Raw genomic sequence first — 13,132 nt, 5'->3', positions numbered from 1 at the left:
ACGCCCGATTGATTCGGGGAGCGAGGGGGCGGACGCGCCGCTTGGGTTCCGTGCGCCGCATGCGCTGCGGGAGGAACGACAACATGCACGAAAGCCATTGATCAGCAACCTTTTTCGCTCCGGTCGCCGAATATGAAGAAACCTGTGCGGGCCGCGGGATCGGGAATGGAACACACGGCCGCAGAGTGCGGTGCATCACAGGTTCTGCACGGACCGCTCACGTGCATCCGGCGGTGACCGGTCTCACGGTGGAGCCAGCGGCCGATCGGCTATCGCGGCGGTTCCAGTCGGTTGAAATTGCTCGGCGGCCGGTCGGGGCTCGGCTCCTGATACCAGAAGCGCAAATTTCGCGCGTCGAAGGTGGCGAACCATTCGTCCCAGCCCACCCGGCGCAGCACCGCCCCGCCGTATCCGGGGAAGTCGAACCGCAGCACTCCGAGCCGGCCGTTGTACTCGCTGCCCGGCACGGTCGCGGGCCGAGCGCCGCGCTGTGCGGCCCAGCGGCGGATGACGTCGTGGTTCCTGGTGACGGAAATCCCGCGAGTTCGGGGCGACGCCCCTGACCCACCCGGTCCCAACCGCGGATTCCGGGTGCCTGGGCGGCGCTGGTCGGTCATGACGAGCTCCTCGAGCCATCGGCATCTGTAGTCCGGTTCCTGTCTGACTACCCGCTGGCCTCGGCGGCAAACTGGTCGGCCGAACCATGTCCGGCGTCGGCGCGGACCGGTTCGCCCGGCGATCGGTGGGTAACCGCACGATGATCGGCCGCACCAGCGGCACCGCCACCGCGGGCCGATCGCCCGAAAGTGAAGGAGTTGGCATGTCCAGTGACAGCGCGGCACAGCCGGTCCCGCCCACACCCGAGCCGGACCCGGTGCCGCCCATCCCAGAACCGGATCCGGTACCGCCGATTCCCGAGCCGGACCCCATTCCGGATCCGAATCCCGTTCCCCCGGAACCTGATCCGCATCCGCTGCCGCCGGTTCCGGGCCCAGCGCCCCGGCCACCGGTACCGGGGCCCGACCCGGCGCCTCCGCTGCCGGATCCCGGCCGCCCGGCACCGGACCCCGGCCTGCCCGGGCCGTCACCGGATCCCGCTCCGCCGAATCCGGTGTAGGGGAACGATACTCAGTCCCGCAGCGCCTGCTCGCGCAGCGAATTCAACGTCCTGGACAGAATGCGCGAGACATGCATCTGGGAGACCCCGAGCCGCTCGGCGATCTGGTTCTGCGTCAACGACTCGAAGAACCGCATGACCAGCACCTGGCGCTCGCGTTCCGGCAGCTCACCGAGCAGCGGTCCGACCGCCATGACGTCCTCGACCAGGTGGTAGGACGGCTCTTCGGCGCCGAGGCTGTCCAGCAGCGGCTGCGGGGCGCTCTCCGCGTCCTCGCCGGCGACCGCGTCGATGGACGAGGACTGGTAGGCGTTGCCCGCGATCAGCGCCTGGGTCACCTCGACCAGGTCGACCCCGAGTTCCGCGGCGATCTCCCTGGCCCGGGGCATCCGGCCCAGTCGCTGCGACAGCGTCTCGACGGTCGGACCGATGCTCAGCTGAATCTCTTTGGTCCGGCGGGGCACCCGGACGGCCCAGGTGTTGTCGCGGAAATGCCGCCGCACCTCGCCCATGATGGTGGGGACGGCGAAGGACAGGAACGACGACCCGCGCGTCACGTCGAAACGGTCGGCTGCCTGCACCAAGCCCAGACGCGCGACTTGCAGCAGATCGTCGAAGTTCTCGCCGCGCCCGGAGAACTTGCGCGCGATGTGCTCGGCCAGCGGCAGGCACCGTTCGATCAGCTCTTGGCGCAGAGCCTCGCGGCCCGCCTCGCCCGGTTGCAGTGCGGCGATCTTCTCGAAAAGCGGCTCGATGTTGTCGTAGGTGTCTCCGCGTGCCCTCGGCTCACTCGCCATTCGGGGCACCCCGCACCCAGCTGAAGTCGATCACTGTCGGATATCCGCCCAGCACGCTGTCGTAGGAGCCCTGCGCGGCGGCGATCGAGTCGGTCAGCGTCCGCACGATATGCCAGCCGAGCCCGGCATGGCCGACCACCGACTCGGTGACCGCGACCGACGAGACGTGCACGAACATCTTGTCGGTGTCGTAGGTGAACTCGCAGTCGATCGTCGAGCCGGGCGCCGCGTCGAGGATGAGTGAGGTCGCGACCTCGTCGAGCGCGAGCCGGATGTCGGTCACCTCGTCGAGAGCGAAGTCGGCGATGAGTGCGACGGTCTCGGCGAGCGCGCGCAGCATGGTCAGCTGCTCCAGCCGGGCGGGCACGCGCACACCGACAGTCGTCGTGTCGGTAAAGGATCGGGAAGTCCACTCCCCCATTTGCCCATCACCACCTTGTCCTCACAGCCACTCCACCGTGGCCTGCACATCGCCGCGGGTTCTCCTGGCCACCGAAACACCGCGGGTACCGCGGACTGTGGAGCAGGCATACCGCCGCGTTCCTCGTCCGAGGACGTACCCGCCGAGGCCGGATCGAAACGCCGGTCAGTCGCCGTCGATGCGTTCGTGGGCGGTGAGCAGCAGGTGGTCGAACTCGGTTCGCAGCGCGGCGGGAACTCGCGTCAGGCCGGGCATGTCGGTGACCAGCCGGGCGGCAAGCTTGCGCAATTTGACGTTGGTTTCCTGCGACCGCCAGCTCAGCACCCGGAACGCCTGCTCGGGCCCGATGCCGTAGATCAGCATGAGCGCGCCCTTCGCCTGCTCGATCACGGCTCGGGCGGCGTACAGCTCGGGCAGGGCGCCGTCCAGCGTCTCCTGCCGGTGTTCGGCGAGGGTGTCGGTGACATCGATGTAGTAGCCGGAAGTGCCGATGACTCGCCCCGCCTCATCGAGCATCCGATCGGCGACCAGGATCACGTGACGCACGACGCCGGTGGTGTCGATGATGCGGTGCCGGCTGGAGAACGGCTCCGCGTCGGCGATCGACCGCTCCAGGGCCCTGGCCACCGCTGCGCGATCCTCCGGATGTTTGTGCGTCAGCAATAGTTCCGTCGTCGGCGTCACCGCACCGGGTGCGTAGCCGTGCATCGACGCGACCTCGTCCGACCATTCCCATCGCCGGTCGGCGAACCAGAACCGGAAACTGCCCACACTCTGCGGCGTTCCCGAACCGATCACGCGGTCCAGCGCGAGGGCTTCCTCGGACTGGACCGACCTGCTCTCACTCACCGCAAAAGTATCCGATGCCGGTGCGCTCGGTGTGACCGGATCGGCGGCGGTCACACCGTGAGCACGGGCTTCGGGGCACCTCAGGCGTCCAGGGCCGCCCGCATGGTGGAGTAGCTGGGGAACAACGACCGCACACCGGTCACCTCGAGCGCGCGCTCCACTCCCGGTCCGCCCGCCACGATCCGCAGATCCGGCCGTCCGACTCCATCCCTACGCAGGCCGCCGAGCCGCACGGCCGCGCGCAGACTCAAGAACCTCGCCGCCCGCAGATCGATCACCACGGCATCGCACGGTGACTGCAACGCACGATCGATCGTCTCGAAGAACTCGGCCGACACAGCGGCGTCCAACTCGCCTTCGACACGGACCACCACGCATTCCCGGCGGCGATCCACCCGCTGCGCCCACAACCGGTTGTCCCGACGACGGCCCGGTCCCGAACCATTGAGATGCACGCCCTCGGCATGCTCCCGTAGCAGAGAAATGGCAGACAAGTCGAACCTCCCATGTAGGGGGTATCCAGCCCTCCGCGGCGGCCGGGGACGAAGGCGGCGCGACCGCGAATCGGTTGCCGTGCCGTCCCATCGACCGGCTGCGCCGAATGCGTCGAACCGGGGTCGGCTGTGATCTCAACCTCCCTACAGTGTGGCACGGACCACCCGTTCCCGACAGCGTTCGGTAGGAGAACGTGACCCGCCGCCAGAGCCCCCGTCACCGGCACAAACCGACCGTTCGGCTGGTGATATTACCGCTGACGTGGGGTTTCATCGATCCGCCTCCGGGCATATCCCCGACATATCCCGAACGTCACGCGATGCCGGTCGTAGGGCAACCGCGCGTATTCGCGCTGCCGGAGGGTGCCCCGCGACGAGAACGGAGCACCCGGTGAAGATTGCCATGGTTTCCGAAGACGCCAGCCCCCTCGCCGAGGGCAGCCCCGCCGATGGGGGCGGCCGCGGCACCTACGTAGCCGAATTGTCGGCGGCGTACGCGCGCCGCGGCCACGAGGTGACCGTCTATACCCGGCGCATCAGTGCGCGCGCCCCCGCCGAGCTGCTCGCCGAAGGCGGCTACCGCGTGGTGCACGTCGCGGCCGGACCGCCCACGCCGCTGCCGAGCGACCGGACCCTGCCCTATCTCGGGGACTTCGGCACCGGCCTGCGCCGGCACTGGGCCGCCGAGCAACCGGACATCTCGCACGCGCACTACTGGAAGTCCGGGCTCGCCGCCGAGCTGGCCGCCCGTGCCCACGGCGTCCCCGTGGTACTCACCTTCCACGGCCTGGGCACCGTGCAGCGGCGCAGTGAAGGTCTCGCCGACCCGAGCCCGCGCTCGCGCATCCGGTTCGAGCGGCTCATCGCGACGCGAGCGGCCCACGTGGTGGCGACCTGCTCCGACGAAATCGCGGAATTGGCCAGAATGGGAGTGCCGCGATTCCGGACCTCGATCGTGCCGCACGGGGTCGACCTCACCGTGTTCACCCCGGAGGGCGCAGCGGCCGACCGGCATGCCGCGCACCGATTGCTGGCCGCCGGAGAGCTGGTGCGACGCAGCGGATTCGACCCGGTGATCAAGGCGCTGGCCGACCTCCCGGATACGGAACTGGTGATCGTGGGCGGCCCGGCCGCCGACGACGAAGACGACGCCGAGGGACGTCGACTGCGCCGCCTCGCCTCGGATCACGGTGTGCGCGAACGACTCCGGCTGACCGGACCGGTGACGCGGTCGGCGCTGCCGCGGCTGTACCGCTCCGCGGACGTGGTGGTCTGCACGCCGTGGTACGAACCGTTCGGGAGGGTGGCTCTGGAGGCGATGGCCTGCGGGAAACCGGTGATCGCCACGCCCGTCGGCGGTCTGCTGGACACTGTGGTCGACGGCGTCACCGGCCGATTCGTCGCCCCACCGGACGCCGACGCGATCGCCCGGGCCGTGCGTCCCCTGCTCGCCGACCCGACGCTGCGCGAAACGTGGGGCGCCGCAAGCTATCAGCGGGCAGCGAGCCGGAATTCCTGGGACCGCGTCGCCGCGGAGACGCTCAGTGCCTACCACCGAGGCGCTCCCGCGCACGCGGGCGAAGTCGTCTCCTGGGCCCGGTGACAGGCGTTGGGGCCGGGTGGGGTCAGTAGTGGTCGGCGCGGACATCCTCGGAGGCGCTGCGCCAGCGCCACGGCGCGACCAGCCAGGTCGCCCCGAACAGGGCGACACTCGCGACGGCGGACACCACCGCCGCGGCCGTCCCCGTGACGTAGTCGACGACGAGGGTCACCGCGCCGATCAACGCCAGCCCCAGCAGCGCGACGCCCGTCATCGCGCACCGATGTGCGGCCGAGACGACATTGCCCAGCCGGTGCCTGCGGAAGAGGATCCGATGCCAGGACACCGGCGCGATCAGGAAGACCGTCGCCCCGAGCACGGCGGCCAGCGTGGCCAGGTAGAGCGCTCGCATGCCGGGCGACAGCGTGCCGAACGACGCCTGGAACGGCAGCACCAGCAGCGCGCCGAACAGGAATTGCACGCCCGTCTGCACGACGCGCAATTCCTGGATCAGGCTGCTCCAGTTCCGGTCCAGTCGTTCCAGTTCGGTCTCACCCCGCGCGCGGCGGGCCCACGCGCCGTGGTCATCCTCGGGCACGCGCGGCCTCCCGGCGATTGCGTTTCTTGATCGCCTCGACGAGTTCGTCCTTGGTCATTCGTGAGCGGCCGGAGATGTCCAGCCGCCGCGCGATGCCGAGCAGATGGTCTTTCGAAGCGTTGGCGTCGACGCCTTCCGCGGTCTCGCCCTTCGCGTTCGGGCCGCGTTGGGCGGCGCGCTCGTCGGAGGGACCGCGGCGCGGCTTGGGCTCCCAGTGGTCGCCGACCTTCTCGTAGCTGTGCTTCAGCGCGGCGTAGGCCACCCGGTGGGCACGCTGCTCGTCGCCGTCGTACTGTTCGAGCGCGGCGTCGTGGGCCTCGGCGAAGGTGCGCTGCGCCTTCTCTTCCGACCGCTCCAGCGTGCTGGGCAACTCGGACTTCTTCACGTCGCCGCGTGCTGTCGTCTTGGGCATGTGCCGCTCCCTTCGCGTCCCGAGGCCGGTGGTCCGAAATGGTCCGCAAGCCCGGTGCCGCCAGGTGCGAGCCCTCCGGATATCCGGACGCATACCCGGTGAAACGTCGATTAACCCGGTGTCCGCCGGGTACCACCGCTGCATGGCCGTTACCACCGATCAGCTGCTGCATGCGCTCACCCGCACGGTGAACGCGCTGGCGGCGACGGATATCCGATTCGCGGTGGCGGGCGGCTGCGCGGTCTACGCCCGTGGCGGCCCTGCCTCCCAGCACGACGTCGACATCTTCGTCAAACCCGAGGACAGCGGGCGGGCGGTGCACACACTGGCCCGCGCGGGCCTGCGGGTGTGCGACCCGCCGGAGAACTGGCTGCGCAAGGTCTACGCCGACGACGTTCTCGTCGATGTCATCCATCGTCCGAACGATCGTGACGTCACCGATGACCTGCTCGACCGGGCCACCGAGATGCGGATCGGTCCGGCCAAGGCACCCGTGATCAGCGGTACCGATCTGATGGTGGACAAGATGCTTGTCTTCGACGCGCACCGCCTGGATCTGAGCCCGATCCTGCACATCGCGCGTGACCTGCGCGAACAGGTGGACTGGGAAGTGGTGCGCGAGCAGACCAAGGCCTCGCCCTACGCGCGGGCGTTCATGGGCTTGCTGGACGATCTCGGCATCACCCGCACCGGAAAGGTGGAGTAGATGGAACAGCCGCAATACCTGGTCGCACGGTTGCGCCGGGCGCTGGCGGAGGACCCCCGTACCGCCGAGCTCGGGGTGCAGGTGACCATCCGGGGCGACGTCGTGGTGCTCTGCGGCGAGGTGAGCAGCGAGAACTGCAAGAAACAGATGGAAACCGTGGTGCATGAGCAACTCCCGCACGCCCGGATCCACAACGACGTCCATGTCACCCGTCCCACGGCCCCCGTCGAGACCGAGACGCTGGAGCCGGACGGATCCGAAAGGAGTTGAGCCGCATGCGAATAGCCGCGGTCGGTGACGTACATCTCGGCGTGGACTCGCGCGGGCAATGGCGGCCGGCGCTGGAGGGACTCGTCGAGCGGGCCGACGTGCTCCTGCTGGCGGGCGATCTGACCCGCCACGGCGGTGCCGACGAAGGGAGGGTCGTCGCGGAGGAGTTCGCCGACCTGGGCGTGCCGGTCGTCGCCGTGCTGGGTAATCATGACTATCACGGCGACGCCGAACGCGAGATCACCGCCGCGCTGACCGACCACGGCATCACCGTCCTGGAGGGGACGTCGGTGACGTTGCACGTCGACGGCAGCACGCTCGGGGTCGCGGGCACGAAAGGCTTCGGCGGCGGATTCGCGGGCAAGTGCGCGAGCGTCTTCGGCGAACCCTTGATGCGCGAATTCGCCGGGCACACCGTGGAGGTGGCCGCCGCACTCGGCACCGCGCTCGATGCGCTGGACACCGACATCACCGTCGCGCTCACGCATTATTCCCCGATCAGCGACACGCTGCACGGTGAGCCGAGGGAGATCTATCCCTTCCTCGGTTCGTACCTGCTCGGCGAGGCGATCGACGAGCACGGCGCCGACCTGGCGTTGCACGGTCATGCCCACGCGGGGACCGAACGCGGCACCACTCCGGGCGGCATCCGGGTGCGCAATGTCGCCCAGCCGGTGATCCGAGCGGCCTACGCGGTCTACGACATGCACCCGGCCGCGGTCTGAGGAGCGCCGGACTCAGAAGTCGGTCGAGATCGCCTCCACGATGCTTCCCGACTGGGTGTTGTCGACGGCGGTGGCGACGTCGGCCTGCGCGATGATGCCGACCAGCCGGCCCTGCTCCAGCACCGGTACACGGCGTACCTGATGCTGCGACATCACCGACATCACCTTGCGCACGTCGTCGTCGGCTTCGACGGTGACCAGTTCCGCGCCGCCGAGTTCGCCCGCGTCGACGCCGAGCGGGTCCTTGCGCTGCGCGATCACCTTGACGACGATGTCGCGATCGGTGAGCATTCCCTTCAATTTGTCGTCCTCGCCGCAGATGGGCAGGGCGCCGACATTCAATTCCGCCATGCGCTGTGCGGCCGCGACCACCGTGTCGCTGGAGCGGACGCACTCCACGTTCCGGGTCATGATGTCCCGTGCTGTTGTCATCGGGGTCCTCCTGGGACTTTTGCGGGTATGAGCGGCCCGGATCGGGCGGCTCGCTGACGTCGTACCCGCGTTTCGGATCCGCTAACGCGGGCATCCGACCGGTACGGCCGCCCCGGATGGCCCGGCGGGAACGCTCCGGGCCCCGGGCGGCACGCGCACCGAAATCGTTGCCGCTCAGCAGAAAGGACATCCGATGCTGCCAGCACCGAACGAGCCGACCGCGGGATCCGGCGCCGGAGAGCAGCACCATCCCCGGACCCACACGTTCCCGGACGACACCCGCACCAACCGCAGCCACGCCGGAGAGTCCATCGAGGACGCCCGCAACTGGCCCGGCATCATCCTGGTCGCGGTAGGCATCGTGGCCATGGCGCTCACGCTCACCGCCGCCGGATACGGATTCGCGGGCTGGGCGGTGATCGCGGGGGTCGTCAGCGGCGTCTGCATCCTCGCGGGCGTCCTCGTCATCGTCGCCGAGCACCGCCGGATCAAGGCGCGGGAAGGCAGGCGGCTGCGCGACGCGGCCGGCCACTGATCGCGCATCCCGCCGCCGGCGCAGGCGCCGGTCGAGGAAACGCGGCTTCGACTTCCAGGAGAAAGAAAGAATGAGAAACCAGCCCAACCGGCCCTTGGGCCGCTTCGTCCTGCTCGCCGGGGCGCTCGCGGCCGCTTCGGCGATCACGGCATGTTCGAGTGATGACAGCGAAACGGCGGCGGACACCCCCGAGCCCGCGACCGTGTCGATCACCATGCCCGGCCCTTCCAGCCCCCAGGTTCCGAACACCGACCAGATCACCCAGGAAGCGGCAAAACAGTTGTGCGACATGATGCGCGCCGATATCGACACCTGGCGCGGGCAGGGTGCCACGCTCGCCAAAGTGACGTTCAACGGCACCGTGCACAACTGGGCGGCCCGTAACGGCGGGTTGAACGACGTGGTCGTCACCGACCGGGACACGGTCGATGCCATCACCACGCAGAACTGCCCGGATGTCCGGGAGCAGGCCGTGCAGGCGCTCGACGTGCCGGATCTGGCCTCGGCGCTGGCGGGGTTCGGCCGATGAGCGCCGCGCGCCGGGTGGGCGTAGCCGTGTTCGCCACGCTGGCGGTATGCGCGGCGGGGTGCGGCGACGAGCCGCAGAAGATCGTGAACAAGGGCGGCGACACGCCGTGCAACGAATACGTCGCCCAGGATCCCGACAAGCAGCGCATCACCACCGAGAAGTTCCTCGAACAGGAACGAGAAGGTGACGGCACGCCCGACGCGAGAACGGTCGACGCCGCGATCGCGGCGATCAAGCTGATGTGCGCGGCACAGGCCAACCCCGATACCCCGATCCGGAAGGCGGACCTCACCGGCATTTTCGTGCCGAAATAGCCGGATGCGCTCCTGAGAGCCGATGTGGGGCTCCTCGGTTTCGAACCGGGCGTGCCGGGCATTTCAGGAGGTAGCAACAACCGCTTGTTCGATTTGCGAATGCCGTTCCCGCCACGGTTGTCCAGGCGCCGGAACCCGGCGGGAATGCCGCCGTTATCCCTGCGCACCCCTCGACAACGGCGTCGAGGACCGTAACGACGGCGGGCTTCGAGACAGGTTTCCGGCGTCCGACGGGATTCCCGCGAACCGACTCGAAGCTTTGTGGCACACCCGCCCCGGGCCGCCGACGATGTCGGCCCGGGCGGCGGGGCCGTGCCTTTCGCGCCCCCTATGGAGGCATTTCCGTGACTGACTTGCTCGCGTTGCGCGCGCATGGGCTGCGGGAGCTGCTGACAGCGATTCCCGCCCTGCGCGCGCTGCACGACATCCGCCCGCGCGACCGGCTCGTCCTCGCGGCACCGGGATGGCTGCGCCCGGTGGTGGAACTGGCCGATTGCGTCGACGAACTCCACGCGACCCCGATGGCGAACGGACTGCGCTGGAACGCGCCGCCACCGGCCTTCGCGATCAATCTGCACGACGCCGGCACCGACAGCGTCCGCGCACTGCTGGCGACCGATCCGGATCGGATGATCACCCACCGTCACAAGGACTTTCCGCGGGTGCCGGGCCCACTGTTCGAGCCCGGCCTGCACGAGACCGCGCGGTGGTGCCGACTGCTGGAATGGGCGGGCATCCCGGCCGACCCGGCACGCCTGGACATCACGCCGCCACCGGAGAGCACCGGCGAGCGGCGATCCATCGTGGTCTACCCGGGCGGCGCGCCTGCTCGGCGCTGGCCGGCCGAGCGGTTCGCGACAGTCGCAGCCGGTCTGCGCGAATGGGAATGTCCGGTGCGTATCGTCGGCAGCGCCGCGGATCGCCCGCTCGCGCGCAGCGTCGCGACACAGGCCGGATTGCCCGAAAGTAGCGTGCTGGCCGGAGAACTCACGCTACGCCAACTCGCGGTGACGGTGGCCGACGCGGCTCTCGTGCTCAGCGGCGATACCGGCGTGGGGCATCTGGCCACCGCGTTCGGCACGCCGTCCGTGCTGATCTTCGGTCCCGACGCGCCCGCGGTCTGGGGACCGCCACCGGAGCGGGCGTCCCATGTCGCCTTGTGGGCCGGACACACCGGTGATCCACGGTCCGACACGCCCGCGCCCGGGCTGGCGATGATCAGCGCCGCCGAAGTGCTCGCCGCCGCCGACCGGCAGCTCACCAGGCAGGTGCGCGTATGACCAGTAGGCGGCACAGGCGTTTCACCCCGCCGAGACCGGCTATCTCGGGCATATGACGTCCCTATGGTTGCACGGCGCGCAGGTTCCGGCGCGGTTGCGGTTGACGCCGGGATCGCGCTTCGACACGGTGGTGATCGGCGGCGGGCTCACCGGACTGGTGACCGCACTGCTGCTGGTCGAGAACGGCGTCGAAGTGGCCGTGGTCGAAGGCAGGCGCGTCGGTGCGGGAACGACCGGCGCCACCACCGGGAAAGTCAGCCTGCTGCAAGGGACTCGGGCCCAGCAGATCGCCAAGCACCACTCCGACGACGTGCTGCGCGACTACGTGGCGGCCAATCGCGCAGGACAGGAGTGGCTGCTGCGTTTCTGCGACGCGCACGGCGTCGCCGTGGAGCGGGCGGCCGCGTTGACCTACGCGCAGAACGACGACGAGATGTCCGCGGTGCGAGCGGAATACGCCGCGACGCAGAAGGCGGGCCTGCCCACCGAACTGCTCGGTGAACTGGACGTCCCCTTCCCCGCACGCGGTGCGGTGCGCTTGGCCGATCAGGCCCAGCTCGACCCGATGGCGCTGCTGGCCGCGCTCGCTGCCGACGTGGAGTCGCACGGCGCCCCGATCTACGAATCCACCCTGGTCCGCGGTGTGCACCACGGCGGCGACGACCTCGTCGTCTCCACCGAGCACGGAGACCTCGGCGCGCGCCGCGTAGTGCTGGCCACCGGGACACCGATCCTCGATCGCGGCGGGTTCTTCGCTCGCCTCACGCCGCAACGCTCCTATCTGGCGGCGTTCAGCCTGGACCGTCCCGCTCCGCGCGATATGTACATCAGCGCCGGGAGTCCCACCCGCTCCCTGCGTCGCGCGCAGGGACCCGGCGGGGAGCTGTTGCTGGTCGGCGGCAACGGCCACGTCGTCGGCCGCGGCGGATCGACCCGCGAGAAGGTGGAGGATCTGGTGAGCTGGGCGCGAACCTGGTTCCCCGGCGCCGAGCTGACACACCGCTGGTCGGCTCAGGATTACTCCCCCGTCGGTGAACTGCCCTACGTCGGCCCGGTGCTGCCGGGTCAGCGCGATATACAGCTGGCCACCGGCTACGCCAAATGGGGTCTCACCAACGGTGTGGCCGCGGCCATCGCGCTGGCCGGACGGCTCACCGAAGCGCCGCCCCGGTGGGCTGGCGCGCTGGCGAGCTGGCGTCCGGACGAACTCAAAGCGCTTCCCACGGCCACGAAGGTCAACAGCGCCGTCGCGCAGCGACTCTCGGCGGGATGGCTGCGGATCGCCACCCATCACGATGGCGCCGCTCCGGCCGAGGGCTGTGGCACGGTGCTGCGCGAAGGTCTGCACCCCACCGCCGTGTGCACGGTGGACGGGGTCACCAACCGCGTTTCCGCGGTGTGCCCGCACCTGTATGGCATCGTCAACTGGAACGACGCCGAACGTACCTGGGACTGCCCGCTGCACGGCTCGCGCTTCGCCGCCGACGGCACGCTGCTCGAGGGCCCGGCCACGAGTTCACTCACTCGGCTGCAGGTGCCGGGGGACGCCCGCTGAGGGGACCCCAGCGCGGCGGCGTCAGTCCGTCAGCGGCCCGGCCTCGGCGAGAATCCGATCGACCGTCTGCGCGACGGTCAGATCCGACGTATCCAGCCAGAGCCCGATCCGGGGGGTGGCCGAGCGCAGCACCTCGTCGAGCCCGGAGACGGTGAACTCGTCGTAGGCGTCCTTGTCACGTGCGGCCTCACGGGCGAGAACCACCTCCGGGCGCGGCGCCAGCACGACGACGTACAGCGGTCGCGTGACGAGCAGACCGGCCAGCCAAGGCAGGAATTCACCGAGGACGACGTCCTGCAGCACGACCGTGAACCCGGCTTCGGCGTAGGCGTCCGCCGTCGCGGCGGCCAGGCTGTGCCGCAACCGCAGCTGGGTCAGCGCCTCGGGCGATGGAGCGGCGCTCATCTCCGCACGTCCGTTGACGACGAAACGACGGAACACGTCTCCGCGCACGTGCACCGAGCGCGGCAGCCGCTCGGCGAGCGCCTGCGCGACGGTGGATTTGCCCGCGGCCTGGATGCCGGTGATCAGATAGACAGCCGATGCCATGACGACGAT

Annotated in this window: 18 protein-coding genes; 9 read left to right on the top strand and 9 right to left on the bottom strand. The window is 69.6% G+C overall.

Features of this window, described 5'->3' with window-relative positions; translation table 11 throughout:
- Positions 1–269 precede the first annotated feature (269 nt).
- From NNI01S_RS06460 to NNI01S_RS06435, 5 genes are all read right to left on the bottom strand, one after another.
- Positions 270–617 (bottom strand): hypothetical protein, encoded by a 348-nt coding sequence (locus NNI01S_RS06460; protein WP_245675991.1) that lies wholly within the window; start codon positions 615–617, stop codon positions 270–272.
- A 511-nt stretch (positions 618–1,128) separates the two neighbouring features.
- A complete protein-coding gene (locus NNI01S_RS06450) occupies positions 1,129–1,914 on the bottom strand; it encodes an RNA polymerase sigma factor SigF (protein ID WP_063018396.1) in 786 nt (261 codons plus the stop codon).
- On the bottom strand, positions 1,904–2,335 hold the full coding sequence (locus NNI01S_RS06445) for an ATP-binding protein (RefSeq protein ID WP_063018394.1): 432 nt from the start codon (positions 2,333–2,335) through the stop codon (positions 1,904–1,906). The genes NNI01S_RS06450 and NNI01S_RS06445 overlap by 11 nt, the downstream gene beginning before the upstream one ends.
- Before the next feature lie 165 nt (positions 2,336–2,500).
- Positions 2,501–3,184, bottom strand: coding sequence for a PAS and ANTAR domain-containing protein (locus NNI01S_RS06440; RefSeq protein ID WP_063018392.1), 684 nt, complete (start codon positions 3,182–3,184; stop codon positions 2,501–2,503).
- Between the two features lie 80 nt (positions 3,185–3,264).
- The gene (locus NNI01S_RS06435) at positions 3,265–3,678 is read right to left on the bottom strand and encodes an STAS domain-containing protein (protein ID WP_063018390.1); all 414 of its coding nucleotides are present in this window, start codon (positions 3,676–3,678) and stop codon (positions 3,265–3,267) included.
- Between the two features lie 391 nt (positions 3,679–4,069).
- Between NNI01S_RS06435 and NNI01S_RS06430 the strand changes: the two genes are divergently transcribed.
- Positions 4,070–5,281, top strand: a complete 1,212-nt coding sequence (locus tag NNI01S_RS06430) for a glycosyltransferase (protein ID WP_063018388.1) — start codon at positions 4,070–4,072, stop codon at positions 5,279–5,281.
- A 22-nt stretch (positions 5,282–5,303) separates the two neighbouring features.
- On the opposite strand, the gene NNI01S_RS06425 is transcribed toward NNI01S_RS06430, so the two are convergent.
- Together NNI01S_RS06425 and NNI01S_RS06420 are read right to left on the bottom strand one after the other, a co-directional pair.
- Positions 5,304–5,816: a DUF6328 family protein gene (locus tag NNI01S_RS06425; protein ID WP_084488564.1), complete on the bottom strand. Its 513-nt coding sequence runs from the start codon at positions 5,814–5,816 to the stop codon at positions 5,304–5,306.
- Entirely contained in the window at positions 5,803–6,228 is a 426-nt protein-coding gene (locus tag NNI01S_RS06420) for a ChaB family protein (RefSeq protein ID WP_063018384.1), read from the bottom strand. The genes NNI01S_RS06425 and NNI01S_RS06420 overlap by 14 nt, the downstream gene beginning before the upstream one ends.
- 142 nt (positions 6,229–6,370) lie before the next feature.
- Between NNI01S_RS06420 and NNI01S_RS06415 the strand changes: the two genes are divergently transcribed.
- The 3 genes from NNI01S_RS06415 to NNI01S_RS06405 are packed head-to-tail and all read left to right on the top strand — an operon-like array spanning position 6,371 to position 7,929.
- Entirely contained in the window at positions 6,371–6,934 is a 564-nt protein-coding gene (locus tag NNI01S_RS06415; RefSeq protein WP_063018382.1) for a nucleotidyltransferase family protein, read from the top strand.
- The gene (locus NNI01S_RS35230; RefSeq protein WP_063018380.1) at positions 6,935–7,204 is read left to right on the top strand and encodes a BON domain-containing protein; all 270 of its coding nucleotides are present in this window, start codon (positions 6,935–6,937) and stop codon (positions 7,202–7,204) included.
- 5 nt (positions 7,205–7,209) lie between these two features.
- Positions 7,210–7,929 carry a metallophosphoesterase family protein gene (locus NNI01S_RS06405; protein ID WP_063018378.1) on the top strand — a complete coding sequence of 240 codons (720 nt, stop codon included), beginning with the start codon at positions 7,210–7,212 and terminating at the stop codon, positions 7,927–7,929.
- A 12-nt stretch (positions 7,930–7,941) separates the two neighbouring features.
- On the opposite strand, the gene NNI01S_RS06400 is transcribed toward NNI01S_RS06405, so the two are convergent.
- Positions 7,942–8,361 carry a CBS domain-containing protein gene (locus NNI01S_RS06400; protein ID WP_063018376.1) on the bottom strand — a complete coding sequence of 140 codons (420 nt, stop codon included), beginning with the start codon at positions 8,359–8,361 and terminating at the stop codon, positions 7,942–7,944.
- 193 nt (positions 8,362–8,554) lie between these two features.
- Here NNI01S_RS06400 and NNI01S_RS06395 point away from each other — a divergent pair, with 193 nt between their 5' ends.
- From NNI01S_RS06395 to NNI01S_RS06375, 5 genes are all read left to right on the top strand, one after another.
- Complete coding sequence (locus tag NNI01S_RS06395) at positions 8,555–8,896, top strand: hypothetical protein (RefSeq protein WP_063018374.1); 342 nt, start codon at positions 8,555–8,557, stop codon at positions 8,894–8,896.
- A gap of 70 nt (positions 8,897–8,966) precedes the next feature.
- Positions 8,967–9,425, top strand: coding sequence for a hypothetical protein (locus tag NNI01S_RS06390; RefSeq protein ID WP_063018372.1), 459 nt, complete (start codon positions 8,967–8,969; stop codon positions 9,423–9,425).
- Positions 9,422–9,739 carry a hypothetical protein gene (locus tag NNI01S_RS06385; protein WP_063018370.1) on the top strand — a complete coding sequence of 106 codons (318 nt, stop codon included), beginning with the start codon at positions 9,422–9,424 and terminating at the stop codon, positions 9,737–9,739. Before NNI01S_RS06390 ends, NNI01S_RS06385 begins: the two co-directional genes overlap by 4 nt.
- A 344-nt stretch (positions 9,740–10,083) precedes the next feature.
- The gene (locus NNI01S_RS06380; RefSeq protein WP_218019161.1) at positions 10,084–11,019 is read left to right on the top strand and encodes a glycosyltransferase family 9 protein; all 936 of its coding nucleotides are present in this window, start codon (positions 10,084–10,086) and stop codon (positions 11,017–11,019) included.
- Between the two features lie 52 nt (positions 11,020–11,071).
- Positions 11,072–12,574, top strand: coding sequence for an FAD-dependent oxidoreductase (locus NNI01S_RS06375; RefSeq protein ID WP_063018366.1), 1,503 nt, complete (start codon positions 11,072–11,074; stop codon positions 12,572–12,574).
- A 21-nt stretch (positions 12,575–12,595) separates the two neighbouring features.
- Here the strand turns inward: NNI01S_RS06375 and NNI01S_RS06370 are convergent, their stop codons facing one another.
- Positions 12,596–13,123: an AAA family ATPase gene (locus NNI01S_RS06370; RefSeq protein WP_245675990.1), complete on the bottom strand. Its 528-nt coding sequence runs from the start codon at positions 13,121–13,123 to the stop codon at positions 12,596–12,598.
- Positions 13,124–13,132: the final 9 nt, after the last annotated feature.

Origin of the sequence: Nocardia niwae NBRC 108934 = DSM 45340 (genome assembly GCF_001613465.1) — a bacterium.
In the GTDB taxonomy this organism is placed as follows: Bacteria; Actinomycetota; Actinomycetes; order Mycobacteriales; family Mycobacteriaceae; genus Nocardia; species Nocardia niwae.
Note: the sequence above shows the minus strand (reverse complement) of the source record. Positions and strands in the feature narration are given on the sequence as shown.